The organism is Streptomyces sp. NPDC008139, from assembly GCF_042957025.1.
GTDB lineage: Bacteria > Actinomycetota > Actinomycetes > Streptomycetales > Streptomycetaceae > Actinacidiphila.
This window is the reverse complement of record NZ_JBIBHM010000002.1, coordinates 174284-201126: the sequence shown is the minus strand read 5'-3', so window position 1 is coordinate 201126 and position 26843 is coordinate 174284. Positions and strand designations below refer to the sequence as shown.

19 protein-coding genes are annotated in these 26843 nt (G+C 71.9%); 6 read left to right on the top strand and 13 right to left on the bottom strand.

Going from position 1 to position 26843, the window contains the following annotated elements:
* Position 1: 1 nt before the first annotated feature.
* The 5 genes from ACFZBB_RS04725 to ACFZBB_RS04705 form a co-directional block, all read right to left on the bottom strand.
* Positions 2-6445: an RHS repeat-associated core domain-containing protein gene (locus tag ACFZBB_RS04725; protein WP_391117819.1), complete on the bottom strand. Its 6444-nt coding sequence runs from the start codon at positions 6443-6445 to the stop codon at positions 2-4.
* 172 nt (positions 6446-6617) lie between these two features.
* Entirely contained in the window at positions 6618-11030 is a 4413-nt protein-coding gene (locus tag ACFZBB_RS04720; protein WP_391117817.1) for a LamG-like jellyroll fold domain-containing protein, read from the bottom strand.
* A gap of 421 nt (positions 11031-11451) precedes the next feature.
* Entirely contained in the window at positions 11452-12495 is a 1044-nt protein-coding gene (locus tag ACFZBB_RS04715) for a substrate-binding domain-containing protein (RefSeq protein ID WP_391117815.1), read from the bottom strand.
* A complete protein-coding gene (locus ACFZBB_RS04710) occupies positions 12492-12761 on the bottom strand; it encodes a hypothetical protein (RefSeq protein WP_391117813.1) in 270 nt (89 codons plus the stop codon). Before ACFZBB_RS04710 ends, ACFZBB_RS04715 begins: the two co-directional genes overlap by 4 nt.
* Before the next feature lie 396 nt (positions 12762-13157).
* Positions 13158-14135, bottom strand: coding sequence for an acetylxylan esterase (locus ACFZBB_RS04705; protein WP_391117811.1), 978 nt, complete (start codon positions 14133-14135; stop codon positions 13158-13160).
* Positions 14136-14490: 355 nt separating this feature from the next.
* Here ACFZBB_RS04705 and ACFZBB_RS04700 point away from each other — a divergent pair, with 355 nt between their 5' ends.
* The gene (locus tag ACFZBB_RS04700; RefSeq protein ID WP_391117809.1) at positions 14491-14769 is read left to right on the top strand and encodes a YciI family protein; all 279 of its coding nucleotides are present in this window, start codon (positions 14491-14493) and stop codon (positions 14767-14769) included.
* Between the two features lie 234 nt (positions 14770-15003).
* Here ACFZBB_RS04700 and gap read toward each other — a convergent pair whose 3' ends face one another.
* The 4 genes from gap to ACFZBB_RS04680 form a co-directional block, all read right to left on the bottom strand.
* Positions 15004-16002, bottom strand: coding sequence for a type I glyceraldehyde-3-phosphate dehydrogenase (gap, locus tag ACFZBB_RS04695; protein WP_391117807.1), 999 nt, complete (start codon positions 16000-16002; stop codon positions 15004-15006).
* A 219-nt stretch (positions 16003-16221) separates the two neighbouring features.
* Positions 16222-17169 (bottom strand): DJ-1/PfpI family protein, encoded by a 948-nt coding sequence (locus ACFZBB_RS04690; protein ID WP_391117804.1) that lies wholly within the window; start codon positions 17167-17169, stop codon positions 16222-16224.
* A 297-nt stretch (positions 17170-17466) separates the two neighbouring features.
* Positions 17467-18426: a nitronate monooxygenase gene (locus ACFZBB_RS04685; protein WP_391117802.1), complete on the bottom strand. Its 960-nt coding sequence runs from the start codon at positions 18424-18426 to the stop codon at positions 17467-17469.
* 45 nt (positions 18427-18471) lie between these two features.
* A complete protein-coding gene (locus ACFZBB_RS04680) occupies positions 18472-18684 on the bottom strand; it encodes a hypothetical protein (protein WP_391117800.1) in 213 nt (70 codons plus the stop codon).
* A gap of 225 nt (positions 18685-18909) precedes the next feature.
* Between ACFZBB_RS04680 and ACFZBB_RS04675 the strand changes: the two genes are divergently transcribed.
* Both ACFZBB_RS04675 and ACFZBB_RS04670 read left to right on the top strand, forming a co-directional pair.
* Positions 18910-19545 (top strand): TetR family transcriptional regulator, encoded by a 636-nt coding sequence (locus ACFZBB_RS04675; RefSeq protein ID WP_391117798.1) that lies wholly within the window; start codon positions 18910-18912, stop codon positions 19543-19545.
* Between the two features lie 167 nt (positions 19546-19712).
* Entirely contained in the window at positions 19713-21374 is a 1662-nt protein-coding gene (locus tag ACFZBB_RS04670; protein ID WP_391118469.1) for an FAD-dependent monooxygenase, read from the top strand.
* Here the strand turns inward: ACFZBB_RS04670 and ACFZBB_RS04665 are convergent.
* Positions 21371-21589 carry a hypothetical protein gene (locus tag ACFZBB_RS04665; protein WP_391117796.1) on the bottom strand — a complete coding sequence of 73 codons (219 nt, stop codon included), beginning with the start codon at positions 21587-21589 and terminating at the stop codon, positions 21371-21373. The genes ACFZBB_RS04670 and ACFZBB_RS04665 overlap by 4 nt on opposite strands.
* Positions 21590-21720: 131 nt before the next feature.
* On the opposite strand from ACFZBB_RS04665, the gene ACFZBB_RS04660 reads away from it, so the two are divergent.
* Positions 21721-21960, top strand: coding sequence for a DUF6191 domain-containing protein (locus ACFZBB_RS04660; protein WP_391045396.1), 240 nt, complete (start codon positions 21721-21723; stop codon positions 21958-21960).
* A gap of 205 nt (positions 21961-22165) precedes the next feature.
* On the opposite strand, the gene ACFZBB_RS04655 is transcribed toward ACFZBB_RS04660, so the two are convergent.
* The gene (locus ACFZBB_RS04655) at positions 22166-22858 is read right to left on the bottom strand and encodes a hypothetical protein (RefSeq protein ID WP_391117794.1); all 693 of its coding nucleotides are present in this window, start codon (positions 22856-22858) and stop codon (positions 22166-22168) included.
* On the bottom strand, positions 22855-24570 hold the full coding sequence (locus tag ACFZBB_RS04650; protein WP_391117792.1) for a PHP domain-containing protein: 1716 nt from the start codon (positions 24568-24570) through the stop codon (positions 22855-22857). The genes ACFZBB_RS04655 and ACFZBB_RS04650 overlap by 4 nt, the downstream gene beginning before the upstream one ends.
* A gap of 298 nt (positions 24571-24868) precedes the next feature.
* Here ACFZBB_RS04650 and ACFZBB_RS04645 point away from each other — a divergent pair, with 298 nt between their 5' ends.
* A complete protein-coding gene (locus tag ACFZBB_RS04645; protein ID WP_391117789.1) occupies positions 24869-25507 on the top strand; it encodes a hypothetical protein in 639 nt (212 codons plus the stop codon).
* Between the two features lie 55 nt (positions 25508-25562).
* Here the strand turns inward: ACFZBB_RS04645 and ACFZBB_RS04640 are convergent, their stop codons facing one another.
* The gene (locus ACFZBB_RS04640) at positions 25563-26087 is read right to left on the bottom strand and encodes a hypothetical protein (RefSeq protein WP_391117787.1); all 525 of its coding nucleotides are present in this window, start codon (positions 26085-26087) and stop codon (positions 25563-25565) included.
* Between the two features lie 250 nt (positions 26088-26337).
* On the opposite strand from ACFZBB_RS04640, the gene ACFZBB_RS04635 reads away from it, so the two are divergent.
* On the top strand, positions 26338-26700 hold the full coding sequence (locus tag ACFZBB_RS04635) for a hypothetical protein (protein ID WP_391117786.1): 363 nt from the start codon (positions 26338-26340) through the stop codon (positions 26698-26700).
* Positions 26701-26843: the final 143 nt, after the last annotated feature.

Sequence of the window (26843 nt, the reverse complement as noted above, 5' to 3'; positions counted from 1 at the left end):
GTTATTTGTTCTCCATGGCGTTCCGCAGATTGCGGGCCTGCTGCTGCCACTGCTGCTTGGCGGCGCCCATCTTGACCCCGGCCCACGCGAACCAGTTCGAGCCCGTCGTGTACGCCTTCTGCGTCAGGTACACGCCGTCCTTCCGGGACGAGATCGAGAACTTGATCTGCGAACCGGGGTCGTCGAAGTATCCCTTGTTGGTCACCGTGAAGGTGAAGGAGGTCTTGTCCTTGAAGGACACCTTCACCTTGCCGGGTCCGCCCGCGATCCTGCCGAGGCCGTGCGCGATGGAGTCACCCGGGTGCAGCGTGCACATCGCGCCCTGGGTGAAGGCGTCGCAACCGGTCACCTTGAACGGGAAGATGTCCTTCGGGTGCGCCTTGAAGTAGGCCATGATCTCCTCGGGTGTGCCGAGGCTGTTGGGCCCGATCAGCTCCGACGTCGTGTACTTGTAGCTCGGGTGCGGCGAGAAGGCGACGGACTTCTCCTGCGCGTGCGCGGCCGCGTACGTGTCCCGCTCGGGCTCCGGCGCGTTGCCGCCGTACAGGTCCTTGATCAGGTCCTGCCACCGGTGTTCCCTCGGCGAGGAGATGCCGAGGGTGCCGCACAGGTCGTCGCAGTGGCGTCGCGCGTAGGAGACCTTGCGCTGCGTCTTGAGGCTGACGTACGGGTTCTGGTTGACCTTGCTGCTGCTGCACTCGGTGTGCACGCAGTCACCGGTCTGGGTCGCCCACGCGCTGCAGTCCTTGCCGCAGGCGTTGCCGTGCTCGTCACAGCCCTCGTGACCGTTGCGGCAGGTGTACAGGCCCGTCGGGTCGCTCTGGGAGACGGGGTCGTTGCCCGCGTACGCGTAGCCGTTGAGCGACTGCGGGTCGCTGGTGTCCAGATCGGCGTCGACCGAGGTGAAGCGGCCGGTCGACGGGTCGTAGTCGCGGGCGCCGAGGTGGGTCAGGCCGGTGCCCGGGTCGTTGACGCCGCCGACGAAGCCCTTGTCCCCCGACCAGGCGGTCGGCGCCGTGCCGCGCGGTTCCCCGAAGGGGGTGGTACGGCGCTGCTGCATGGTCAGGCCGGTGCCGTTGATCTGGAGTTGGCTGGTGCCCTGGCTGTCGGCGATCAGGAACGACACCTTGTTGTCGTCGGTGCGCATCGCCTGGTTGCCGTCGCCGAGGTCGTAGTAGCGGGTGGCGCGCGGTGTGGTCGACCCCTTGGCGAGGGCGACCTCGGTGCCGCCGAGGTAGAGCGTGCTGCCGCTGTCGGTACGGACCACCAGCCGGTTGCCGTCGGCGTCGTAGACGTACGAGGTGGTCTTCGTACCGCCGTTGCCGTCGACTGCGGTCACCTGGGTCAGGCGGCCCTCGGTGTCCCACACCTGGGTCTGCTTGGCGGCGCCGACCGTGCTGGTCCGGGTGTCGCCGATCGCGTCGTACGTGTAGGACTTCAGCGTGCTGCCGCCGGGGCCCGTGGTCCGCATCTGGCTGAGCGTGTGCGGCTGGGGGCTGGTCGGGGCGGGGTAGGAGTAGTCGCGGACGGTGTCCTGTGCGGGGGTGCCGGTGGCGGAGTGGTCCGTCTCCTTGGTGCGGTCACCCGCCTTGTCGTAGCCGAAGGACTGCCAGTACGCGGCCGGGCCGCCGAGTGCCGCGGCGCTCGGGGTGGCCGCGCAGCCCGCCGAGCCCTGCGCCCACGCCTCGGTCAGCCGGCCCAGGTAGTCGTACTGGAAGCACTGGGCGTCGGTGCCGTCGCGGGAGACGTCGGTGAGCGAGGTGATGTCACCGGCCGGGTCGTAGCCGTACGTGGCGGACTTGTCGGTGCCCGGCACGTCCTGCCGGTCGACACGGGAGTTGGACAGCCGCTGGGTGCCCCACTGGTAGGTGTTGGTGACCTGGGTCATCTTCTGCCCGGCCGCCTGGAAGGTGTACTGGAGCGCCTGGCCGGTGTAGCTGTACGTGGTGTTGGTCGTGTACGTGGCGCCGCCGGAGCCGGACACCGTGCTGGGCCGCAGCACCTCGTCGTAGGTCGGGGTGACCGCTTCCGCGGGCAGGCTGCCCGCCGCGGGGTAGCCGACGGACTGCGTGGTGCCGTCCGCGTTGTACTGCACATTGCCCTGGTAGGAACCGGCGAGCGCGCCTTCGGCCGCCGGGATCGTGGTCGTCGTGCGGTGCGCGCGGTAGAGGTTGTCGTACAGCGAGTAGGCGACGGTGTACGCGGAGCCCGTGGCGCCGCCGACGTAGCGGGCGGCCGAGGCGATCTGGCCCTTGAAACCGGCCGGGTCCCACACGTGCTTGGTCAGCAGCGGGCCGGTCGCGTCGCCGTCGTGGGTCTCGGTCTCCCGGCCGAGCCCGTCGTAGAGGTGGGTGACGCTCTTGCCGCGCTGGTCGGTGCTGGAGACCAGTTGGCCGCGGTCGTCGTAGCCGGAGTCGGTCGTGCCCTTGTCGGGGTCGATCGCCTTGGTCTGGTTGCCGCGCTGGTCGTAGCGGTACTCCCAGACGGTGCCGGACGCGTCGGTGACCTTGGAGAGCTTGCCCGCCGGGGTGTAGTCGTAGAGCGTCTTGTCGTACGGGCCCGTGGGGGTCGCGGCCTGGAACTGGTCCAGCTCACGGACGTTGCCGCCCGCGTCCACCACCGTGGTGGTCGGTGTGCCGCCCTTCGGCGGGGTGACCGTGGTGCGGTCGCCGCCGTAGGCCGTGGTGGTGGTCGCGAGGACCTGGCCGCCGTCGCCGTTGCCCGCGATCTGCTGGCTGCGCACGACCCGGCCGAGACCGTCGTAGCTGTTCCATGTCTGCGTCTCGACCGACAGCGCGTCGTCCACCTTGTACAGCACGGTGGAGGGCGCCTTCGCCGCGTAGTACGAGGCGAAGGTCTTCGCGGGCAGGCCGCGTTCGTCGTAGAAGGTGTCGGAGACCAGCATGCCGCCCTTGGGCCCTGGCGTCTGGGCCTGACGGACCCTCAGGAAGCCGTCGTACAGCGCGTACGCGGTCTGCGTGCCGGTGCCCGCCAGGCTCGTGGTGGCCACCACCGGGGGCTTGCCGTCGGCCAGTGTGTACGTGAAGGCGGAGTTGGGCGTCTGGCTGTTGGCCTTGGAGCGGTCGGGCAGCCAGATCCTCAGCTTGCGGCCCAGCGCGTCGTATGTGGTGTCGGTGCGCTTGCCGTTGGTGTCGACGACCGTGACGGGCAGCCCGCGTACGGGGTCCAGGGTCGTGGTGGTGGTCTGCGCGGTGCTCGCGTCTCCCGCGGTGGCCGGTGGTGTGGTGACCGTCGTCGTGGTCGGGAAGCCGGTCGCCGGGGCGTAGGCGGTGGTGGTGACGCGGCCGTCGGTGCGGTCGGTGCGCTGAGGCGCGCCGGTCACGGTGGCGGTGACGTTGCCGCTCAGGTCGGTGGCCGAGACGGCACGGCCGTAGGAGTCGTAGGCCGCGGCGGACTCCAGGTAGGTGGCGGTGGTGCCGTTGTGGGACTTCAGGCTCGCCACGTGCGTGGCGTCACCCGCGGTCGGCGCGGCTCCGTAGGCGTGGCCGTCGTAGGCGGTGCGGATGTCGGACAGGACGTCCTTGGTGTAGTCGGGGGTCGCGGAGCAGGGCACCGCGACCGTGAGGATCCGCGAGGGGTTGTCCAGGATCCAGTCGGTGGTGTTGTCGACGTAGGTGGTGGTGGCGCACCGGTCGTCGGCGGCGGTGGAGATGTCGCCGTGGTCGTCGGTGGTCAGGACCCGGCCCGCGGTGTTGTCGAAGGTGCGGGTGACGTCGGTGATCCGCCACGACGAACCGGCGCCGTTGTCCAGCGAGGTCCAGGCGCGGGTCTCCACGGTGCCGGTCAGATTCGCGGCGATGGTGCCCCAACTGCGGGTGACCGAGGCCGTTTCGTGGTGCCAGGGGGTGCTGACGGTCTTGTCCAGCACCTTGCCGTCCGGCCCGGAGTAGTGCTCCGTCTTGTACTCGACGCCCGCCAGCGAGTCGTGGTCGGTGATGGTGCCGCCGTTGTCGTCGGAGACGGTCACGGTGCGCTTGCCGCCGGTCGTCTTGTCGGCGTCCATGCCGCGCAGGTAGTAGTGGTCGGTCCGCGAGCTCATGCCGACCGGGTCCTGGCCGCCGGTCTCGACCTGGACGTGGGCGTAACCGCGCCAGGTGGACCAGGACTTGTACTTCTCCTTGGTGATGCCGTCGTCGGAGTCGTAGTGCCAGGCGGCCCCGCCGAGGTAGTCGTACCTGGTGACCTCGTCGGGCGAGGAGGTGGTGCGGTCGGACTGGATGACCTGCTTCACCACGTACTTGTTGAACCACTGGCGCGACGGGTCCTCGTCGCCCTCCTTGGTGAAGGACTGCGGGAAGCAGAGCGTGGTGTTGGTGTCGGGGGTGGGCAGGTGCGCGGCGTCGCAGGCCGCGGTGGAGTAGGTGATGTCGGTCTGTCCGCCGGTCTCGTCGTCGATGGTCGAGACGCGTTCCTTGATGAACGGCGAGGTGTTGTCACCGGGGATGTCCAGCCGGTTGGTGCGCTGGTCGTACCCGAAGGTGATCTTGGGCATGGTCAGGTCGGGCGCGCCCTCGGGGGTGTCGGCGTTGCCCGTGTGCTCGATCGACGCAAGCTCCAACTGGTAGTCGATGTCGGCCATGCCCCACTGGTGGCCCAGCTTCCACGTGTCGACCGGGGTGTACTTCCCGGCCGAGGTGAGCACCTGCGAGGTGACCGCGGTCAGGCGCTCGCGGGTCCAGAAGGAGGGGCCGAAGGAGTGGCAGTCGCCGGTCGACTTGCAGTTGAGGTCCCACGGCGTGTCGTACCAGGGGGAGGCGGCGTTGTCGATCTTCGAGGCGTCGCAGGCGCCCGCCGTGGCGGACAGGCACCTTTCCCCGCTGGTGAAGGCGACCTGCGCGAGGGCCTTGGCCGAGTACATCGCGGTGGACTTCAGGCCGTAGTCGATGTGGTCCAGGTAGCCGCCGCGGACGTAGGTCGTCGGGCTGGCGGCGGTCCTGGCACGGCCGTAGTAGTTGGTCTCCTTGGTGTAGTAGTACGCGATGGCGTTGCCGTGCGGGTCGACGGAGTAGTCGAGATTCCACCGCCAGCCCTGCTGGCACCAGGAGGTGGCGAAGGTGGAGGCGTGGCACGGCTCGTCGGCGTTGTTGCCGAAGACCGGCACGGTCCACGTGGAGTCGGTGGTCGCCTTGCCGCTCGCCCAGCCGGGCAGCCGGTTGTAGCCGAAGTAGTACTGGCTGCCGTCGGTGAGCGTCAGCCGCCAGTACTCGTCGTTGCGGGCGCCGTTGGAGCGCACGTCGGTGGAGGTGCCGTAGACCCGGTCGACCTTCGTGCCGTCGTCGCCCTTGATCCGGAAGGAGTTGGTGCCGGTGGCGACCAACTGGCCGGAGTGGCCGTCGAAGGAGATCGTCGCGTTGTCGTACGCCCAGCACAGGTCCTCGTACTTCTTGCCCGAGGAGTCCTTGGCGCCTTCGTCGCCGCAGGACTTGTAGCTGCGCTCGATGTAGCCGGGCGACAGGTCGAAGCCGTCACCGGCCCAGGACGCCTGGTTGTTGCTGCTGCTGGTGCGGCCGTCGACGCTGCCGGAGTCGTAGGACAGGCCGACCTTCGGGGTGAAGCTGCCCGGCACGTCGGGGGCGGGCATGTCGTAGGACCAGGTGAAGGAGCCGGTGTTGGGCCCGACGTTCCAGTTCGAGGACGGGGACAGCGAGGTGGCGGCGTAGTCGCCGTGGTCGCTCGACGTGCCGGCGGTGGCCGCCAGGACCGTCGCGGTACCGGGCGCGCCCGAGGACGCCAGGGTCAGCGCGTCGGCGGTCAGCGTGTGCGTGGCCGCGTCGTTCGTGGCGCGGACCGGGGTCCGCGTGGTGCAAACGGCCTTGTCGGGGGTGGTCAGCGCGCACGCGGGCAGTGTGACCAGGCGCAGCCGGGCCGCGTAGGCACCGCCGTACGCCTGGGCGTACGCGCTGTCGTCCACGCGGACGCCGACGGTTGCGCCCTCGGCGTCCGCCCGCGGTGCGACGGTGAACAGGAGGCCGTCCACGCCCGCGGCCCGCGTGGTCTTCCGGTCCAGCACGCGTACGGTCGCGGCGCCGGTCAACGGCGCGGCCGTCGCCTTGGCCGCGCCGCGGGCCGTGGCGGGTGTCGCCGCTGCCGGCACGGTGAGGGTCACCGGGAGCTTTCCGGCGCGCACCGCCGTGGGCTTGGCGTGCGCGGCGGGCAGCGTCACCGTGGCGGTTCCGGGCGCGGCCCAGGACTTCTCCGCGGCCCGGTCGTCGGCCCGGTGCGGCAGGCCGTCCTCGGCGCGGGGCGCCGTCGTGGTGCTGGAGTGTCCGGCCACGGGCACGCCCGGGGACGGTGTTCTCGGCATGTCGTCGGCCTGGGCCGCCGGTAGCGCGGCCACTTGCAGCAGGCCCGCCACCAGTGCTCCGCAGGCGAGCAGCGCGGCCTTGCCGCGCGCGCCGCCCGTTGATGTCCGTCTGTCGCTCACGCTTGTCCCGTCCCCATCCCTCACCGTGTGCGCCCCCGTCTTCCGACGCCGGCAGCACGAACCGCCGCCGGGCTCCGCCCGTGCGCACGTGTCTGATCTGTCATTTCGTCGAATGCCACGCGTCCGGGGCGGCGCGCGATGACCCGCGCGCCGCCCCGGTGGTGCTACCGGGTCAGGGCCCGGCGGTGGTGTCGAGATCCACTCCGCTGGCGAGCGCCGCGATCTGGGTGTCGGTCGCGACTCCGCCGAAGACCCACACATCGTCGATCACGCCGGGCCAGTACTCGCCCCAGGTGGACGCGCCGGTCTTGAGGCGGCCCAGTTGCAGGCCCTTGGTCGCGTCGAACGGCAGCACCGAGGAGTTCCACGACACCGACTCCTTGCACGCCGGGTCGTCGGGGTTGCCGTCGTCGTCATCATCGGAGCAGAGCGACTGCTGCATCTGGCCGTTGATGTACAACCGCATCTGACCGGCCATCAGGTCGTAGACCACGGCGATGTGATCCCACGCCCCGTTGTCCTGGAAGCTGGTGTCGGAGGCGGTCGAGACGACGGCGCCGGTGCCGTCCGCGTTGGACGTCTGCAACTGCCAGGCGCCCGCGTGGGCCGGGTCGGCGGAGTCGGGTACGTAACGCACCGCGAAACCATTGGTGTTCGTACCGGCCATGCTCAGCACCGTCACCGGTTTCGTCGGCCGCGCCGCGGTGGACACCCACGCGCCCACCGTGAAGCTGCTGTTGGTGTGGATCGGTGACGTGGTGGTCGACGCGTAGCCGGTGGCCGTTCCGTTGAGCACCAACGACCCGGTGCCGACCATGCTGTTGGCGCCCGTGGCGTCGATCTGCGCGCCGCCGCCGAGGGTCAGCGGATGCTGGTCGGCCGCGGTGGTCAGCGAGTCGGGCGAGACCTGGGGAGTGCCGGACGCGCTGTCCAGCTTCCAACGCCCCTCGACCACGAGCTGGTTGTGGTACATCGACTCGGCTTCCGGCGCCGACAGCGCCCGGTCGTAGAACCGCACGTCGTCGATCTGACCGGGGAAGAAGCCGCTCGGTGCGCCGTCGTACGACCCGGCGCCGATCTGGACGGGTCCCTTGCCGTAGAAGGGCGCGGCGAATTTCGTCGTGGCCACCCAAAGGCCGTTGACGTACAGCCGCATGTCGTCGGTGTTCGCGTCGTACGAGCCGAGGAGATGGGTCCAGACACCGGCCGGTGAATGGGTGGTGTCACCCTGGGCGGCCCGCACGATCGTGGCGCTGTCGGAGTCCGCGGTGTAGGCGTCGAAGGACCACCCGTAGGTCGCGGAGTAGTACAGCTCGAAGCCCGGCCGGTAGGTGCCGGTCTGGGTGGCGATGATCGCCGCGTGGTCGGGTTTGGCGGACAGTTTCGCCCAGCCGACCACGGAGAAGCTGCGCTGGTTGTTGACCTGCGGGGAGCGGGTGGACGCGTAGCCGCTGGTGCCGTTGAGGGTCAGCGACGTGTCCTGCGCGCCCGCGCTTCCCGCGGTGACCCCGCCGTGGAAGACCGCGGGGTCCACGTCGGCCTGGCCGTGCACCACCGTGGTGGGGTTGCCGTCGTCCTGCGCGGCCGGTTCGTCCAGCGGGAAGACCGCGCTGGCCGGTCGGCCGACCCCCGACTGCTCCCCCTTGTACAGGTGCGCCACGTCGGCGGCCACCAGGGGCTTGTCGTAGATCCGGACGTCGTCGACCGTGCCGGGGAAGAAGCTCCCCGGGGAGCCGGAGTAACTCCCAGCGCCGATCTGGAGACCGCGCCGCGCGTCCCACGCGGTGGTGTAGCTCGTGGTGCCCATCAGGGTCCCGTTGACGTACAGCGACAGCGTGTGGGCCGTCCCGTCGTACGTGCCGAGCAGGTGGTACCACTGTCCGGCCGTGACGCCGCCCGCCGTGGCGGACATCGCGCGGACCGGGGTGGCGGTGGCCGAGTCGGAGCTGTACTGGTTGAACACCCACCGGTCGTAGCCCTGGGAGTAGTACAGCTCGAAGCCCGGTGCGTTGTTGCCCGGCTGCGCGGCGACGACCGCCGCGGCGGTCGGCATCCGGTCGAGCTTCACCCAGGCGGCGACCGTCATGCCCTGGTCGGTGTGGACGGCCGGGATGTCGGACTGGAGGTAGGAGTCGGTGCCGTTGAAGTCGACGGCCGTGCCGGCCTTGCCGGGCGCGCCCAGGGTCGGCGAGCCGACCACGTTCAGGGTGCGGTCGCCGGCGGAACCGGCCGCCTGCGCGGCGCCCGCGTCGTCGTCGAGTTGCCACTGGGCGCGGGCGGGCTGACCCTCCTTGACCCGGAACTCGTACACCTCCGGCTCACTGCCGTTGCCCGCGCTGTCGAATGCCTGCACGTTCAGGAAGTTGGTGCCCGCGCGGGTCGGCCGGAAGGTCACCGACTTCGCCGCGCCGCCCGAGGTGGCCACGGTGTGGGCCGTGTCGCACACCGCGTCGGCGTTGACGCCGTAGCAGTACTTCACGACGTCGGTGGAGGCCGAGCGGAAGGTGAAGTCGCCGTCGCGGCCGACACCGTCGTACGTCGGGTCGTTCGGGTTGTTGTCGTCGACCGCCGGGTAGTCGCCCGAGGTGATCACGGGTCCCGCCGGCACGGTGGTGTCGTACACCCAGTAGCAGTTGGTCGCGGAACCCGCGGACGACCACGGGGAGTAGCTGTAGTACTTGCCCTGGTCGTAGTCGACCGCGCGGGCCTGCCAGGCGATCGTCTTGTTCTTCGGGACGGTCTTGCCGCCGAGCGTCGCGGTGAGCTTCGTGGAAAAGGTCGAGCCGGACTTCTTCGGGCCGATCTTCGCCGAAGTCCACTGCGTGACCAGGCCCTTGCCGTCACCGGCGTCCCACGCGACGGAGAACTGCACGCTCACCTGGTCGCCGTCGGGGTCGGTGACATCGCTCGCGCTGATCGTCGGCAGGGTGCGGATCCGCACCGACGTGGACGGGCTGTGGCAGGAGGCGCCGGGGCTCATCGACAGGTGGGACATGGGGATCTGCTTGGGCGGCTGGTTGTAGTGGACCCGCAGATACGCCTTGTTGGTGAAGCGCTTCCAGCCGTACGGGTCGGACTCGTTGGCCTTCAGGCCGAAGGTGGTGGTCCCGGAATTGTGGGCCGCCGCGTACTTCACGCCGGTGGTGGCGTTGAACTCGACGTCGGAGGCCGCGCAGCCGGAGCTGCCGTGCGCCTCGGTCCGGGTGTCGATGTGGTCGAGCCAGTGGTCGGCGGAGGAGTTCCAGGTCGTGCCCTTGGTGAAGCCGCTCGTGCGCCACAGCTCGATCGGCTTGGCGGTACACGACGCCGACCACGTCTCGTGCGCGATGAAGGTGGCGTCCAGGATCGTCTTGCCCGCGAACTTCGACGTCGGGAAGGAGTAGAAGAGCCGCTTGACGTCCCGGGGCGCGCAGTAGGTCCAGTCGCAGTCGCCCACACCGGCGTCGTCGTCGCCGTTGAAGCGGTACTGCGGGCTGGAGGCCCAGTAGCGCGAGACCATCGTCCAGTCCCCCGCCTTGGGGGTGTACGTCTGCGGGTCGATGTACAGCGGGAACGAGGTGTCCGCGCCGGTCAGCAGCGCGTGGTCGGGCGTCAGCGTCAGCGAGCCGGACGCGTCGGAGGTGTCGACGGCGACGGCGATCGGCGCCATCTGGGACGTACCGGTCGGGCCCTGCGCCGGGTCCTCCGGGCTGCCGTCCTCGGCGGTCGCTGCCTTCGCGCCCTTGGCGGTCCTGGTGGTCTTGGCGCTCTTGGTTCCGGCCGCCGGGGTGTTCGTCCCCTGCGTGCCGGAGTCCCACATGATCGGCTGCGGCGCCGCGAAGACCTCGCCGCCGGTCGAGGTGTCGGTGGCGGTCAGACCGCCGTCGGCGGTGCGCGCCACGTCGAGGCCGTCGGTCACCACCCCGAAGGTGAGCTGCGTGAGCGCCGGATTCCGCGCCGCCACGGCGGTGTTGACCACCAGCAGCTCGTGGAAACCGTCGGTGTCCGCGCGCACCCGGAGGTCGACGTCCGGCAGGACGTTCTTGTACGTGGCGGTGTCGCCGTCGAGCGTCGGCGCGGGCAGCGCCGACGGCCAGGTGTACGACAGTTTCCGCCCGGCCCTGTCCAGGGTCACCAGCGGCGCGGAGCCGCCGCCCGACAGCTCCATGCCGACCGACGCGACCGCGGGTGCGACGCCGCCGTCGGGCTGCCGCACCAGAGTGTTGTCGATCGTCTTCCACTCGCCGCCGACGCGGGCCCGGACCGGACGCAGATGCTGGTCCGTCTCCAGGCTGCCGTCCGGCAGCGCGTACGTCTCGTTGGACTCCGTCCGCAGCGACGTGATCTCCACGCTCTGCCCGGCCTCGGCCGCCTCGGCGACCGCCGCGTCCTGCGTGAGCGCCGTGCGGTGCGAGGCACCGGTGTCGGCCTTCACCGGCTTCGAGGACTGTGTCGCCTTCGAGGACTGTGCCGCCTTCGACATCGATGTCGACGTCGGCTCGGCGCCCGGAGTCGGTGCCGCGGCGACCGCAATCGCCGCCGCGGGACCCACCGCGACGACCAGAGCGGACGCGAGCGTCACTATCAGCCCACGAGACGCACGCACACGTCTGACCCCACCCAAATCCATAATCCCCCCATGAGACGCGCCGCCTTGTAGGCGTCTGTTAACAGTGCGCGAACAATCGAGAACCGTAGATCAACATCTTCACGACAGCAACACACTTCTCTCGAATATTCGCCCGCCCCCAGCGTTTCGTGACGTTCCGTCAATGTCCGTCGAATATTTCGCGTAGGCGCAGGTAGCGGACGGATGCCCGCGTCTGTGTGAATTCCGCTTAGCCGCTGGTGAGAGCCGCTGCCCGGCTTTGTCCGGCCCTGCTCGTACAACGGCTCTATGCGCCGTCTCGGCGTTATCGGCACCGTCGGTGAGCGCCGCGACGCGGCCCGGACAGACGGCGGGCGGCGGACGTGCGGGCGGTCGGACGTTCCGACAGTCGGCCGTTCGGACGGGCGGTCGGTGACGGTCAGTGACGGGGAGGAGCGAGGGTGGTGCCGGCGGCGATCGAGCAGGGGACGAGGAGGCTGTCGGCGCGGCGGCCGGGGTCGTCGAGCATCGCGATGAGCTGGTCCACGGCGGTACGGCCGATCTCGACGCGCGGGATCTCCAGCGACACCCACCGGCCCTCCGGCTGCTCGGGCGCGCCTTCGAGCACGGCGACGGACAGGTCGTCCGGCACCCGCAGGCCGCGCTCGGCCAGCTTCGTCCGCAGCGTCTCGGCGAGCCGTACGCTCTCGGCGACGACGGCCGTCTCGGGTCCCGTGACCAGGTGGTCGAGCCACGCGTCGGACAGGCCGGTCTCGCCGCGGAAGCCGGGTGAGTCGTCGATGAGGCCGAATTCGCGGACGGCCCGCGCGTAGCCCTCCCGGCGGTCGGTGTACGGCTCCATCTCCAGGGCCTCGCGCAGATAGCCGATGCTGCGGTGCCCGAGCGCGGCGAGCTGCTCCACGATGCCCGCCGCCGCGGTCTCGTAGTCGGGGATGACGCACGGGATCTCGGCGCCGGGCACCTCGCGGCGGCCGATGTGGATGAACGGGTAGCCCTCGTACCAGAGCCTGGCCAGTTCGCCGCGGTCGGTGGACACGCCGAGGAGCACGCTGCCGTCGGCCAGGCCCAGCCGGTTGGTGCCCTCGCGGTAGATGTTGCGGCGGCCTCCGTCGCCGCTGCCGGTGGAGGTGAACAGCACCAGGTCGAAGCCGGTCTCCTCCGCCCGCTCCTCGACGCCCTGGAGGAATTCGAAGTAGAAGTCCTCGCGGGCGTGCGGGAAGACGGCCTCGAAGGTGTGCACCCCGAGCAGATTGGTGCGCTTGTTGCGCATCGCGCGGGCGGCCGGGTTGGCGACGTACCCGAGTTCCCTGACCGCGTCGAAGACCCGCTTGCGGGTCTCCTCGGGGATCCGGGCGCGGACGGCGTCGCCGCTGATCACGCGGGAGACCGCCGACTGGGACACCCCGGCGAGACGGGCCACGTCGGCCTGGTTGGGGGCGCGGTCGCGGCGGCGGGCGGTCACGGGGTGCTCTCCTGTCGCAGGGGGCTGTCCTTGTGCGTCACCGGCTCGCGCCGGGCCGGGCCGGTCTCCTGCCGGCGGTGCTCGGTTGCCGCGTGCGCTGTCCCGGCGGGTCCGCCCGCCCGGCCCGGTCCGGAGCCGGTTCGCGTGGGCGCGGCATGGCGTTCCAGGGGGCGACGGGGGCGGAAGGCGCGGCGGGCACGACGGGCGCTGCGGGCGCGGCACAGCGGCTTCAGCGAGCCGAGCGGGTCCGGGAAGATGAGCTGCACGTCAGCATGGTAGGCGTGGGCCGCCCGTCCGGTGCCGCGCATCGGCAGGATCCCGCCGCGGGCGGTCCGCCGGAAGCGGGCCCGTCGTCCTGCCGCTGCCGGGCTCGCCGACGACGGCTGGCCGCACCGACCGGGCGCGGCGCCGCGCTCGCGTCCTTCACGGCGTGCACAGCCCTCGGTGCGCCGGGCGCACTGGTATGGCGGCCCAACGACTCTCGCCTGCCGGTGAACCGCGGGCTCGACACGTCTACCTCGCCGCTCGGGTGTCCGTCGAGCGTCATGGCCCGGCGGCCATCCGATGTCCCGTCCGGTCCTCGTACGGAGGGCGCGTCAGCACCGCGCGCGGGACGTCTCCCCGACCACATGGTCCCTGGCCGTCCTGGCGACCGCCGGCCGTTATCGCGGGTCGGCCTCCGCCAGGAACTCCCGCTGTGCCGCCCGCAGTCGGGCGTCCTCCTCGGCGGCGGCCGGGTACTCGACGTGGCCCGCCGTCAGCACGAACAGTTCCTTCGGGCCGCCCAGGGCGTTGTGCACGGCGAATTGTCCGGGCGGCGGCACCGCGGGGTCGAACAGGGCCGCGCCGACGTGGACGGGGACGCGGATGCGGGTGGCGGCGACGGCCGCGTCGAAGTAGCCGAGCACTTCGGTGACTTCGGGGTGCCGGGCGTAGTGGGCGCGGACCGCCTCGCCGCTGCCCGTGCAGGGCAGGGTCAGCCGCAGCGGATGGTTGCCGAAGCTGGGCACGGTCAGCAGCCCGTGGTGGAACCGGTCGTCCCAGGGCAGCGCCAGGGCGCCGATCCCGCCGCCGAAACTGCCTCCCACCAGGGCGAGTTGGCGCGCCGCTCCCGGTACCAGGGCGAGCAGCGCGGAGGCCGCGCACCAGGTGTCGGCGACGCATCCGCCGTGCACATAGGTCTCGCGCGAGCCGATGCCGTGCACGACGTGTTCGGCCGCGGTCGCCGGAATCTCCGGGTCGAGGCTGCGCGTGGCCATTCCGCGGGCGCACGGCCAGATCGCGGCGGTGCCGGGCGGGGGCAGCGTCACATCGACGGCGTCCCTGCCGCCGTAGCCGTGCAGGACGACCATGCCGTGCGTGACGTGTCCGTCGGCGGGCAGCGTCAGCCAGCCGCCCACGCGGAAACCGCCGACCGAGGTGTACGACACCGCGTGGACGCGTACGCCGTCCCGCTCCTCCTCCAGCGCTCCCACCCGCGGGGCGGTGTCGACCGCCAGCGCCTTGGCGTACGCGCCCTGCCAGAAGTCGCCGAAGTCGGCCGGCGCCTCGGGGGTGCCGACCTGGAGCAGCCGGTCCAGGTCGTATCCGTACGTCGGGTCGAACGGGAAGTCGTGGGTCTCGATGGCCTCGGCCGTCACGGGTGCGGGTTCCTCTCGTCGGTCGTTCCGCCCGGTGCCGGAAGGCCCGGCGGGGGCGGCGAATGCGCTGTCGGCGGCTGGACGAGCCGGGGCTGCTTGTCGATCCTCTCGATCGCGTCGCGTCCGGGTCGAATCCGGCCGCAGCCGCCGTTCACCGTCCTGGCCCGCCGGTGAGGCCCGGTACGGTTCCCGACGGCCATGCTAGCGAGTGGCGTTGTCGCAGGTCACGGCCGGGGCCTGCGTTCCGGTGCGCGCGTGCCGCGCCCACTGCGCCGCCGGTTCCGGCACCGGCTCGCCACGCCCGCGGCATCACGTGATCCGGATCCGGCCACTCCCGAAACCTACCCTCGGAGGCATGCTCACTGTCGAACTCGCCTTCACCGCCACCTCCGAACGCCTCGCGGGCCGCCCCGCGCACCGCGCGATTCTCCAGCGCCTCCATGACGAGGGCCGCCTCATCGCCGCGGGCCCCTGGGCGGACGACACGGGCGCGCTTCTCGTCTTCACCGCCGACCGCGACGAACTGGACCGGATCATGGCCGCGGACGCGTACTACCGGACGCCCGGCGTCACCGTGACCGCCGTCCACGAGTGGGCTCCGGTGGTCGGCCGGGGCCGTCTGACCCACGGCTGATCCCGCGCCTCAGAGGTGGACCATGGCCGTCTCGGTCTCGGTGTGGGCGTCGGGAACACACCCCCATGTCGAACGAGTCGGCCCACGGCCGGTTCGTCGGCCGTGGGCCTCGATCACCTCGGCGACCTGAAGCGAGATCCCGCCGCGTGGCCACCGCGGGACTGACGAACAGTCAACTCACCGCTGAGGTAGGCGACTTACGCCGAGCGGCGGCGGCCTGCGGCTGAGTGGCGGTCAGGAACGGGCGAGGAGTTCGAGGGTGTCGATGACGCGGTTGGAGAAGCCCCATTCGTTGTCGTACCAGGCGACGACCTTGACGTGCTTGCCGTCGACGCGGGTGAGGGCGGAGTCGAAGATCGAGGAGGCGGGGCGGCCGGTGATGTCGCTGGAGACCAGGGGCTTGTCGGTGTATTCGAGGACGCCCTTGAGGGGGCCGTCTGCGGCGGCGCGGTAGGCGGCGAGCACTTCGTCGCGGGTGACCTCGCGCGCGACGGTGGTGTTCAGCTCCACGATCGAGCCGACCGGGACCGGGACGCGGATGGAGTCGCCGGACAGCTTCCCGTCGAGGTTGGGCAGTACGCGGCCGATGGCCTTGGCGGCGCCGGTCGTGGTGGGGACGATGTTGACCCCGGCGGCGCGAGCGCGGCGCAGGTCGCGGTGCGGGCCGTCCTGGAGGTTCTGCTCCTGGGTGTAGGCGTGCACGGTGGTCATGAAGCCGTGCTCGATGCCGGCCAGGTCGTCCAGGACGGCGGCGAGCGGGGCCAGCGCGTTGGTGGTGCACGAGGCGTTCGAGACGATCACGTGCGAGGCGGGGTCGTAGTCGTCGGTGTTGACGCCGTACGCGAGCGTCACGTCGGCGCCGTCCGAGGGGGCGCTGACCAGGACGCGCTTGGCACCGGCGCGGAGGTGGGCGCGGGCGGCGTCCGCCGAGGTGAAGCGGCCGGTGGACTCCAGCACGATCTCGACGCCCAGCTCGGCCCACGGCAGCTTCTCGGGCTCGCGCTCGGCGAGCACCTTGATGCGGCGGCCGTCGACCACCAGGTCGGTCCCGTCGACCTCGACGGAGGCGTCGAGGCGGCCGAGCGTGCTGTCGAACTCGAGCAGGTGGGCCAGTGCCTCGGGCGCGGTCAGGTCATTGACGGCGACCACTTCGAGGTCGGTGTCGCGGGCGAGCAGGGCGCGGAGGGTGTTGCGACCGATACGGCCGAATCCGTTGACGGCGATGCGGGTCATGAGAAGGGCTCCTTTCGTTACGTCTTCCATGGTCGGCAACCGCGCGCCGAGCCGACAGTGGCCCGAATGACAGCGCCCGCAAGGATCTCGCCAGCCCGGTCGTGACGCCGCGAGCGGCCCGCCATCGACCCGCCTCAGGTCCAGCGGCTCCGTACCGCTCCACCCCTCACAGCTCCAGCCCTCGAAGCTCCAGCCCGGAAAGGCTCAGGCCGAGACCCCTCAGGCCGAGAACGTGTGCCGGTACTCCGTCGGCGATGTGCCGAGAATCCGCTGGAAGTGCAGCCGCAGATTGGCGCCCGTGCCGAGCCCGACCCGGTCGGCGATCTGCTCCACGCCCAGGTCGGTGCGTTCCAGCAGTTCACGGGCCAGGTCCACGCGCGCCCGCAGCACCCACTGCATCGGCGTGTACCCGGTGTCCTGCACGAACCGCCGCGAGAAGGTCCGCGCCGAGACCCGCGCGTGGCGGGCCAACTCCTCCAGCGTCAGCGGCTCCGCGAGGTGCGCCAGCACCCACTCCCGCGTGCTCGCGAAGACGTCGCCGAGCGGTTCCGGCACGCTCCGGGGCACGTACTGCGCCTGTCCCCCGCTGCGGTACGGCGCCGCGACCAGCCGTCTCGCCACGTGGTTGGAGAGTCCCACTCCGTGGTCACGCCGCACCAGGTGCAGGCACATGTCGATACCGGAGGCCGCGCCCGCCGAGGTGAGCACGTCGCCCTCGTCCACGAACAGCACGTTCTCGTCCACCCGCACCAGCGGATGCCGGGTGGCCAGCGCCTTCGTGTAGTGCCAGTGCGTCGTCGCCCGCTTCCCGTCGAGCAGGCCGGTCGCCGCCAGCGCGAAGGCCCCCGTCGAGATCGCGGCGAGGCGCGTACCCCGCTCGTGGGCCGCCGTGAGCGCGCTGACGACCGCCGTCGGAGGCTCCGTGGTCGCGGGCTCGCGGTAGCCGGGGATGAAGATGGTGTCGGCGTGCTCGACCGCGTCGAGCCCCTCGGCCACGTGGTACGAGAGGCCGTCACCGCCGGTCACGAGTCCTGGCGCGGCCCCGCACACCCGCACCTCGTACGGCATGCTCGGCCGGTTCGAGAACACCTGCGCGGGGATGCCGACATCGAGCGGCTTCGCACCTTCCAGTACGAGCACGGCGACGTGGTGCCGCTTCCGGCTCATCAGCTCTCCTCCGGTCGCTCCGGTCACTGCGGTGACTGCGGTGACTCCGCGTGCCTCGCGGCCGGCCACGCGTACCCGCCGGGGCGTCGGTGGCCGCGATGGCACCTACCGCAAGCATCCTGCCACCCGGCGGTGTACGCCTGTCCTCGCCCGTTCCCCTACGGGCGGCGTGCACCTGTCCTCGCCCGTTCCCCTACGGGCGGTGTACGCCTGTCCTCGCCCGTTCCCCTACGGGCGGTGTACGCCTGTCCTCGCCCGCTCCCGTACGGGCGGACGCCGGCCCGCGCGACGGCGAGGTCAGCGCCGTACGGCCCGCGCCAGCGCCTCCTCCGCCTGGACGGCGAGTACGGCGACGAGGTCGGCGGCCTGCGGGACGTTGTGGACGAGGTCGACGGCCTCCCCCGCCCACACCGGGAGCGAGGGCACCGCGCCGCGCGCCACATCGGCCTGGTCCTCCTGCCGCACCTGCGGGTCGGCGGCCAGCTCCGCCTCCCTGCCGCGCCAGCGGTCCAGGTAGGGGTGGCCGAGCGTACGAGCGGTGTACGCCGTCGGCCACCGGGAGCCGCGGACGATGTCCAGCACGCTGTTGCGCTCGGTGTCCTCGCCGCTCCCGCCGACGATCGCCTCGACGGCCGAGGGCTCGGCCCCGGCCTCGGCCGTTGCCTGGAAGCGGGTGCCGATGAGCGCACCGGCCGCGCCCAGCGCCAGCACGGCGGCCACGCCGCGGCCGTCGCCGATCCCACCGGCCGCGAGCACCGGCACCGGAGCCGCGAGGTCGACCACGACCGGCACGAAGGGCAGCGTGGACCTGCCGTGGCGCGCGCCGTGTCCGCCGCTCTCGGTGCCCTGCGCCACGATGACGTCGGCCCCGACGTCCAGCGCCCGCCGGGCCTCCTCCAGGTCGGTGACCTGGACGATCAGCGGCACGCCCGCCGCACGGACGCGTGCGGCCAAAGGCGCCGGGTCCCCGAAGGACAGCATCACCGCGGCGGGACCGTACTCCAGCGCCTGCTCGACGGCGCCGGCCTCGGCCGCCCAGCTCAGGAACCCGACTCCCCACGGCCTGCCGCACTCGGCCACCACCGGCAGCTCGCGGGCCAGCCACTCCCGGTCGCCGCTGCCGCCGCCGAGCAGCCCGAGACCGCCGCCGCGCGACACGGCCGCCGCCAGCGCGCCACCGGCGGAACCGCCCATCGGTGCCAGCGCGATCGGATGCCGAACACCGAACATCTCCGTGAACGCCGTCGCCAAAGTCATGCGCCCCATCATGGCCCCGGACGGGTCAGGGACGCGTGATCCCCGTCAGCGCGGCAGGAGTTGGTCGTAGGTCCTGAACGTGTAGTACGCGCTCAGCCGCATCGCGTCGCCGGTGGCGGCGGGAAGTCCGAGGCGGTTGTCGACGAGGCGGTCGAGGGGGCCGGTACCCGTGACCGTGGCGGCCAGGGCGGCGGCGAGGGCCAGGCCCGTGGCTCCGCGGCGGACGGTAGCGCGGCGTGTGTCGGTGGTGGATCGCATGGCTGTCAGCCTGCCGTCGCGCACGGTGGCGCGGCCTTGGGGATGCCCCTTGCCGTACCCCGAAGGGTCCCTGACGTGGCGTCAGGCCCGTGACCCTCTGGTGCGCCCCCGAGGGCGGGAGGCACCGATGCGCGCCGCCCTCAGAACCGTCGCCGGCCACCTTCCAATAAACTTGCCACTCCGGCAATATTGCCATCACAGCAATATTTATCTACCGTCGTAGCCATGACACAGGACGAAGTCGCCGCCCGTCTCGGCCTGCGGGAGCGCAAGAAGCGGGAGACGCGTGTCGCATTGAGCCAGGCCACGATCCGGCTGTGCGTCCAGCGCGGCTGGGACGACGTCACCGTGGAGGACATCGCCGCCGCGGCGAACGTGTCCGTGCGCACCTTCCGCAACTACTTCTCCGGCAAGGCCGAGGCCATCGCCGCGAGCCACCTGGAGCGGATGCGACGCGTCGCCGACGAACTGCGCGCGCGACCGGCCGACGAGCCCCTGTGGGAGTCCGTCGCGCACGCTGTGGAGGGCCAGTTCACGCCGAAGGGCCGTCCGGAGCAGGGCTCGTCCGAGGACCGGCGGCGCTGGACGGAGGGCGTACGGCTGATGCTCGTGGAACCGGCCCTGCACGGCGAGATCGTCAAGGCGAACGCCGCCGCGCAGGAGGAGTTGGCCAAGGCCGTCGCCGAGCGCACCGGCACCGATGTCGCCCGCGATGTGTATCCCAAGCTGGTCGCCGCGGTGGTCGGCGCGGGCAGCGCCGTGGCCGTCGAGCACTCCCTGACCGCGGATCCGCCCGTGTCGCTCGCCGCGGTCCTGCGCGAGACGTTCGACGGGATCGTCGCGGGCCTTCCCGCTCCCTGATCCGCCCGCGCCGTAAGTGAGTTGACCCGGTCGGCCGCCGGGTCGCTCCGGCCTGCCCTCGTACGGCGCTCCCCGTTGCCTTTCTTCCGTTCACGCAACGAGTCACTGAGGAGGACCAGTTGGTCACCACGGATGTCGTCATTGTCGGAGGAGGCCCGAACGGGCTGATGCTGGCATGCGAGTTGGCCCTGGCCGGGGTGCGGCCGACCGTGCTGGAGAGCCTGTCGGCGCCGAGCGAGGAGCCCAAGGCGAACGGACTGGTCGGCCAGGTCGTACGACTGGTCGACCGGCGGGGGCTGTACGAGGACCTGAGCGGGACGCCGGGGCCGCCGCGCCCGAACTCCGCCTACTTCATGTTCGCCGCCCTGCCGCTGGACCTGAGCCTGCTGCCGGACAGCCCGGTGTACGGCATCGCGGCGCCGCAGCGGCACATCGTCGAGATCCTGGAGAAGCGGGCCGGCGAACTCGGCGTGGAGATCCGGCGCGGCCACCGGGTCACCGCCCTGGCCCAGGAATCACAGGACCAGCAGGACCCGCACGACCCGCACGACCCGCACGACCCGCACGAGGCGTCGGACCCTGACGCGGACACACCGGGCGACGCCGTCACCGTGGACGTCACGGGACCGGACGGCGCGTACCGGCTGCGCGCCCGTTACGTCGTCGGCGCGGACGGCGCGCACAGCGTCACCCGCAAGCTGTCGGGCATCGGCTTCCCCGGCGTGAGTTACGACCGCAGGACCAACCGGTCGGCGCACGCGACCGTACCGGCGCATTGGGTCGACCCCGCGACCGGCGCCCTGAATGTGCCCGGTTACGGCACCGTCCGGCCGTTCCTGCCGCTCCGTACCGAGCACGGCGGATTCTCGTACGCGCCCTTCCCCGGCCGCCCGGCGCTGATCAGCACCACGGAGTGGGACCAGCCGGAGACCGGGACGCCGATGAGCCTCGAAGAACTGGGCGCGAGCGTCCAGCGTGTACTGGGCGCCGATCTGCCGCTGAGCCCGCCGGCCGGCGAAGGGCCGTACGTCCTACGGCGGTTGACCGGCGGCAACACGCGGGTGGCCGAGCGCTTCCGGGACCGGCGGGTGTTCCTCGTCGGCGACGCCGCCCACATCTACACGGCGGGCGGCGGCCCCGGCCTGAACCTCGGCCTCCAGGACGCGGTCAACCTCGGCTGGAAACTGGCCGCCGCGATCCACGGCACCGCACCGGCCCACCTCCTCGACAGTTACGACGCCGAGCGGCGCGGGGCCGCCGACCGTATGGTCGTCTACGCCCAGGCGCAGGCCGCGTTGACCGCTCCCGGCGATGACGTCACGGCGCTGCGTCAGCTCTTCTCCGAACTGCTCGCCCAGCCCGCGACCGTCCAGCACCTCGCCGACCTCACGGCGGGCACCGACGTCCGCTACGACATGGGCGATCCCGAACCGCACGCGCTGGTGGGGCGGTTCGCGCCCGACCTGGACCTCCCCACGCCGGACGGCACGGTCTCGGTGGCCGAACTGGCCAGATCGGCGCGGCCGTTGCTGCTCGACCTGACCGACGACGCGTCGGCCGCGGCGACGCTCGGCCCGTGGAGCGACCGCGTCACCGTCGTCACGGCGCACGCGCCGTCCCGGTCACAGCAGCCGCCGTCGCGGCCGGACGACGCTGCCGACCCGACCGCCCTGCTGATCCGTCCCGACTCCTACGTGGCCTGGGCGTCCTCCGACCCGCGTCCCGGCGCGGCGGCCCTGGACGCGCTCCGGTCGGCCGCGCGGCACTGGTTCGGCGCCGGGGAAGCGGCCGGGGATCAGGCCGGGCGTCCGGCCGGGGGCGCCGTCTAGCAGGCCAGCATCTTCTGGATGGCCTGGCGGCTCACGCCCAGTTCGCGGGCGATGTCGGACTGCGAAACGCCCTGCCCGATGAGCTCCTGCATCAGATCGCGCCGCTCGACGGCGAGCTGTCGGGCCAGGCGGGTGTGGTGGATGGCCTGGGCGCGCACTTCCTTGATGCGGGCGAAGGTCGGCTCGTACATCGAGAGATCTTTCCTGTCTGCCATGCCCCCCACAGTGACAACGAGGGGTTGTCACTGTCAACCCCTCGTTGTCAAAAGCGGCCCTCACTCGTTCGGGGGACGCTCGGCGTAGCCTGAAGTGGTGCCGCGTCGAGCCGAGCCGAGAAGGAGCCGCGATGTTCAACTTCATGGATGAGCTCTTCGCGCCCGGCCGCAAGCACACCGAGGACGAGCGCAACCGCCTGGAGCTGTCCCGCGACGACGAGGGCAGCAGCGATCCGGCGCGCGGGGCGATAGACCTCGACTCCGGCTCGGTGGTCATCCGTCCGGCCCACGCCGATGCACACGTCACCGAGGCGGCCCCGTCGGAGCCCGCCCCCGCCGGGGAACCGGCCGTGGACGCGGACGAGGAGTGAGGCGCGGGCACGCCTCATCCGCAGGTCCCGAGCGATCCACGCCTCACGGCTCCTCGCCACCGAGACGACCGGCCGCCTCGGTCGCCACCCTGGCCGTGAAGTCCTCCCGGATCGGTGCTGCCATCGTCGGAGCGGCCGGCGGGCGGCGCCCGTTTCACACGCGGCAGTGCGATATCCGTATCACCGCAGGTCAGAGGGTGCGGGTCTACGGGTGGTCGGCGCAGCAGGGGGTCGGGTTCGGCACCTCGAAGGGGGCTAGCGTGCCACCGGGCGCGGGGGTCAGGTCCAGCACGAGCCGTCCGTCGCGCCACTGCGGGCGTACGTGGTCGCGGGTCCGCACCGCGATGTGCGGATCGGGCCCGTCGCCGTCCGTCGCGGGCGGCGCGCCGACCAGGACGACCTGGTCGATCGCGGTACGTGCGAGCAGGTCCGCGAGCGCGACGGTGCCGGTCAGGGCGTCGGCGCCCGGATAGAGCACCGCCCGGCCGCCGCTCCTGAGGGTGTGTTCCGCCGCCGCCGCGGTCGCGGAGCGCGCCTCCTCGGCCGGGCCGTGCGCATCAGGGCCGAGCGCGGCGCCCGCCCCGTCGAGTCCAGCGCCGGCGAGTCCCGCACTGTCGAGCCCCGCCCCGCCCGGTCCCGTCGTGACCTCGGGCGAGAGCCGGGCCAGCAGCCGGTCCCATGCCGCCGTCGCGGCCTCGGCGTCGGGCAGCGCGAAGGAGACGGCCGTACGCGGGCGGGCGGTGGTGCGTACGAGGTGGGTGCAGGCGACGGTGGCGGCCGGGAGGTCGAGCACGTCGGCGAGGTGCCGGATGAGGTGGTCGGCCTCGCGCAGATTCACCGACCCGGCGGCCACGCCGATGACGGTGTGGCCGCCGGGGCCTTCGTGCGGGGTCGTCATGCGGGCAGGACCCACATCGGGTTGGAGTAGAACCACAGGTCCTTCCACGGGTCGGCGTCACCGATCACGTCCATGGCGGGGCCGACCGGGTCGACGGAGGCGCCGTTGACGCCGACGGCGGTGCGGTTGCCGTCGGTGCCGCGCAGGCGGACGTACACCGGCTTGTCGACCCGGCCCAGGGAGTAGGTCAGGCGGACCGTGCCGGTCGACTTGTCGACCTCGAAGGACTTCACGACCTTGGTGTTCGGCGCGGCGAGGGTGTCCTTGTCCCGCGCGGCGCCGGTCACCTGGCCCTGGATGACATCGACGCGGGCGAGCTTGGGGACGAACTGGGACCAGTTCGGGCCGCCCGCCAGGGCGACGGTGACGACCAGGTCGACCTTGCTGCCGCGGCGCACGTGCAGGACACCGCCGAGGGTGACCGACCGGCTGCCGTCGCCGAGCCGCGCGTCGAGCCCGCTGATCAGGCCGCCGTGGTCGACCCAGACGCGTCCGGCGCGGATGCCGTCCATGACGGCCGCGTAGGAGAAGCTGGCGGAGCCGACGTGGGTGCGGCTGTACTGGCCGGGCCAGAAGTCGGTGTCGGTGAGGTTGAGCGCGCCGCCGTAGACGGGGTCGTCGTACTTGCCGTTGGCGTTGAAGTCGCCGTTCGGGCCGCGCACCGAATTGTCGGCGTAGACGTTGTGCGAGTCGGAGTTGGCGGTGATCCACCAGGGCTTGCCCTCGGCGAGGAGGCTGTCCCACAGGCCGCCGACGGTGGAGGTCATCCAGTCGAAGCCGCCCCAGGTGCGGTAGCTCTCCAGCGGGTAGCCCGGGAAGGAGTCGGCGCTGGGGCTGTTGTCGTAGATGCCGCGCCCCGACCCCGCGCCCTGCGGGGCGGGCAGGCCGCCTGCCTGGTGGCCGGGGGCGCCCTCCATGCCGACGGCGATCCCCGGCTGGGCGTCGCGCCAGGCGCGGATCTCGTGCGGGGAGTCGATGCCCTTGCGCGCCGGGTGGTTGGCCAGGAACAGCACGTCCTGGACCTTGCGCCGCCTGACCTGGTCGGCGAGGAAGTTCAGGCCCGAGATGGCCAGCGCCTCGTTGGCGGGCGTGCTGGCGCTCGCGCCCTTCACCGAACCGTCGAAGGAGTTCTCGAACTCCTTGAGGACCGCGACCTCGTTGCGGCCGGGGTGGACGAAGACGGTGCCGTGCTCGGCGGCCGGGATGTTCCACTCAAGCCCCTGGAAGACCAGGGTGTCGGAGACCTTCGCGCGGGCCGCGACGATGTCCGGATTGACCTTCTCCACACCGATCTTGGCGTGCTGCTCGCTGCCGTGGTCGGTGATGACCATCCAGTCGAGGCCGTGCGCGTTGGCCTGCCGTACGTGGTCGATCACGCGGTACTTGGCGTCGCTGCTGTACTGGGTGTGGATGTGGTGGTCACCCGCCAGCCACAGCAGGCCGCCGGGGTGCGAACCGCCGTGGCCCGCCTGACCGCCGGAGGAGTGCGCCGCCGCCTGGCCCGCTCCGGCCAGGACGCTCCCGGCCGCGAGTCCCGCGCCCAGCAGGCCCGTTCGACGCAGCATGGAGCGCCGCGAGAGCTGACTGGGTGTCAACTCCTCGTCCGGTACCGAGGTGTCGAGGGCGGGAGGCAGCGAACCGCCGTCGGTGTGACCGCCGTGCGCGTGATCGTGGGGCCCGTGCTGGTGACCGTGGCTGTGGCCGTGGCTCATATTCAGCTCCCGCTGACGACAGGATGTACGCGTAGGACGCGGCGAGTCTGGGCAGCGCGGGTGAACGGCGGGAGGCACCGCGGGGTGACAAAGGCGAAGTAAGGCGTAAGCAAAGGCCCACGGCGTGCGCGTCGCGTCACGAGGCCCCCTCACATGCGAGCGTCGTCGGCGGTACGGGCGAGGACGCGTCCGGCCCCGGACAGGACCGCGTGGCGGCCCGTCGTCCACGGGCTCGGGACCGGTCCCGAGTCGGCGCCCGTAATCTCCGCGGACGAGGGACGACCCGAGGAGTACCCGCGTGACCGCTCGGCAGAACTGGTCCCTGCCCGCGTCGGTGAACTGCGTCCTGGCGCGCCGCGGCCCCGCCGGGCTCGCCATGGAACTGGCGGCGGCCCGCCGGGACATGACCGAACTCACCCTCGCGCCGGACGACAGCCGCACCTGCCTCTGCCCCAAGCGCGCCAGCGTCGTCCGCCACCAGGGCAAGGCGCTCGCTGGCAGCCTCCGCCGGATCAGCGCCCGCCTCCGCCGGGGCGGCTGCGCGCGCCTGCGGGCGCACCCCAGGCTGGGACGGTACGTCAGCGTCCACGAACGCGACGTGCTCGACGGCGGCGGTGTCCTCGCCGTCCGCCGGGGCGTCCTCGAACCGACCCGCGCCCTGGCGACGTTGCGCAGCCGCGAGTCGTTCTACGTCCGGGACCGGGACCGCGAGATGTCGAGCACCAGGTCCCGGATGAGCGCGTACGGCGCTTCGCTCGGCACCCTGCTCGACACGGTGGTCCTCGACCTCACCGCCGCGGACCTGTCCGGCCTGAACGCGCACGCCGTCTCCGGGCTGCACGCCCTCTGGTCCCCGAGTACGGTCCGGACCCCGGCCGCCGCCAAGAAGGCGCGCGCGACCTCCCGCGAGATCGGCCCCGGCGTCTTCCTGCTCTGACGCGGTCCCGTCGCCGCTCCGAAGCGGTGGGCGCGGCGCCCGCCGGGCGTGGTGTTCACCAGCCCGTCGCGGCGACCACCTCGCGGGCGATGTCCACGACGCTCCTGCCGTCCGTGGCGATCCGTACCGCGTCCGGAGGCGCGTGTTCTGCCAGGTGGCGCGCCATGACGTCGCTCCGGCTGATGTGCGGGGCGAGTTGGGAGCCGATCTCGCGCCGGGCGAGCCGGGCACGGGCCGTCGCGTCGTCGGCGGTGAGCAGCACCCGGACGACGCGCGGCGGGCCGCCGCCCAGGGCCCGGACGACCATGTCGTGCTCCAGCACGCTCACCGTGTTGGTGTAGATCAGCCTGCGGTGCCCCAGCGCCGCGAAATTCGCCCACACCGCGGCCAGATTCCGCTCGGTGATCGCGGAGCGGTGCGGATCGTCCGGCGGCGCCGGGTGCACCTGCCCCATGAGGTCGCCCTCGATCACGCAGTGCGCGACCTCCGCCTCCCGCAGCAGTTCGGAAACCTCCCAGGCCACCGTGGACTTGCCCACGCCCGAACGCCCCCCGATGAGCAGCACCTCATACGTCGTCACGCCGGGAGCCTCCCAGAGGCGGGCCCCGTCGGACCACGCGTTTTCCCCGGCCAGGGCGCATACAGGCTTACGCGCGAGCCGACCGGCCGCGTTCGGACCCGGCGCGGCGCCGGGAGCCGCCGGGACCCGGAAGGGGCGTGGGGGTCCGCGCCGCGCGCCGCCCTGTCATACGTCAGGAGCGCGGCGCCGCGCCGCGCTCCTACGGTGCTGGTGGCCCTGCCGGGCCGTCACGCGACGAAAGGAAGAGACGATGCGCAAGATCACGCGAGGCGCCGCGGTGCTGGCTGCCGCTGCCGCGACGGTGACCGTACTCGGCGCGACGCAGGCCCACGCGGAGGGTGTGCACGGGTGTCCCGTGGGGGCGGTCTGCGTCTATCCGGGGAGCGACTACAACAACGACCACCCGTCGCTGGCGTTCTACAGCTACGGCGCCCACAATCTCAGCGGCCAACTCGGCACCCACATGGTCGTCAACAACCAGTACGGCGGCGCCAAGGCCAGCTTGTGGAGCGGGTACAACGGGACCGGCTACGTCCTGGACATCCTCTCCGAGGGCGCGGCCTACCTCGAGAATCTGACGCCGGTGAACTCGATCAGCCTCGACCGCCCCTGACGGGGCATCACCCACACCACCCTGAGGATGCCCGGCGGTCGAGAACGACGCGCGCCACCGCCGGTCTCGGCGCCGTGCGGACGACCCCCCATTTTCCAACGTTGACCGCCGCCCGTATGGACACCGGCCAGGCGCTGTGCTGT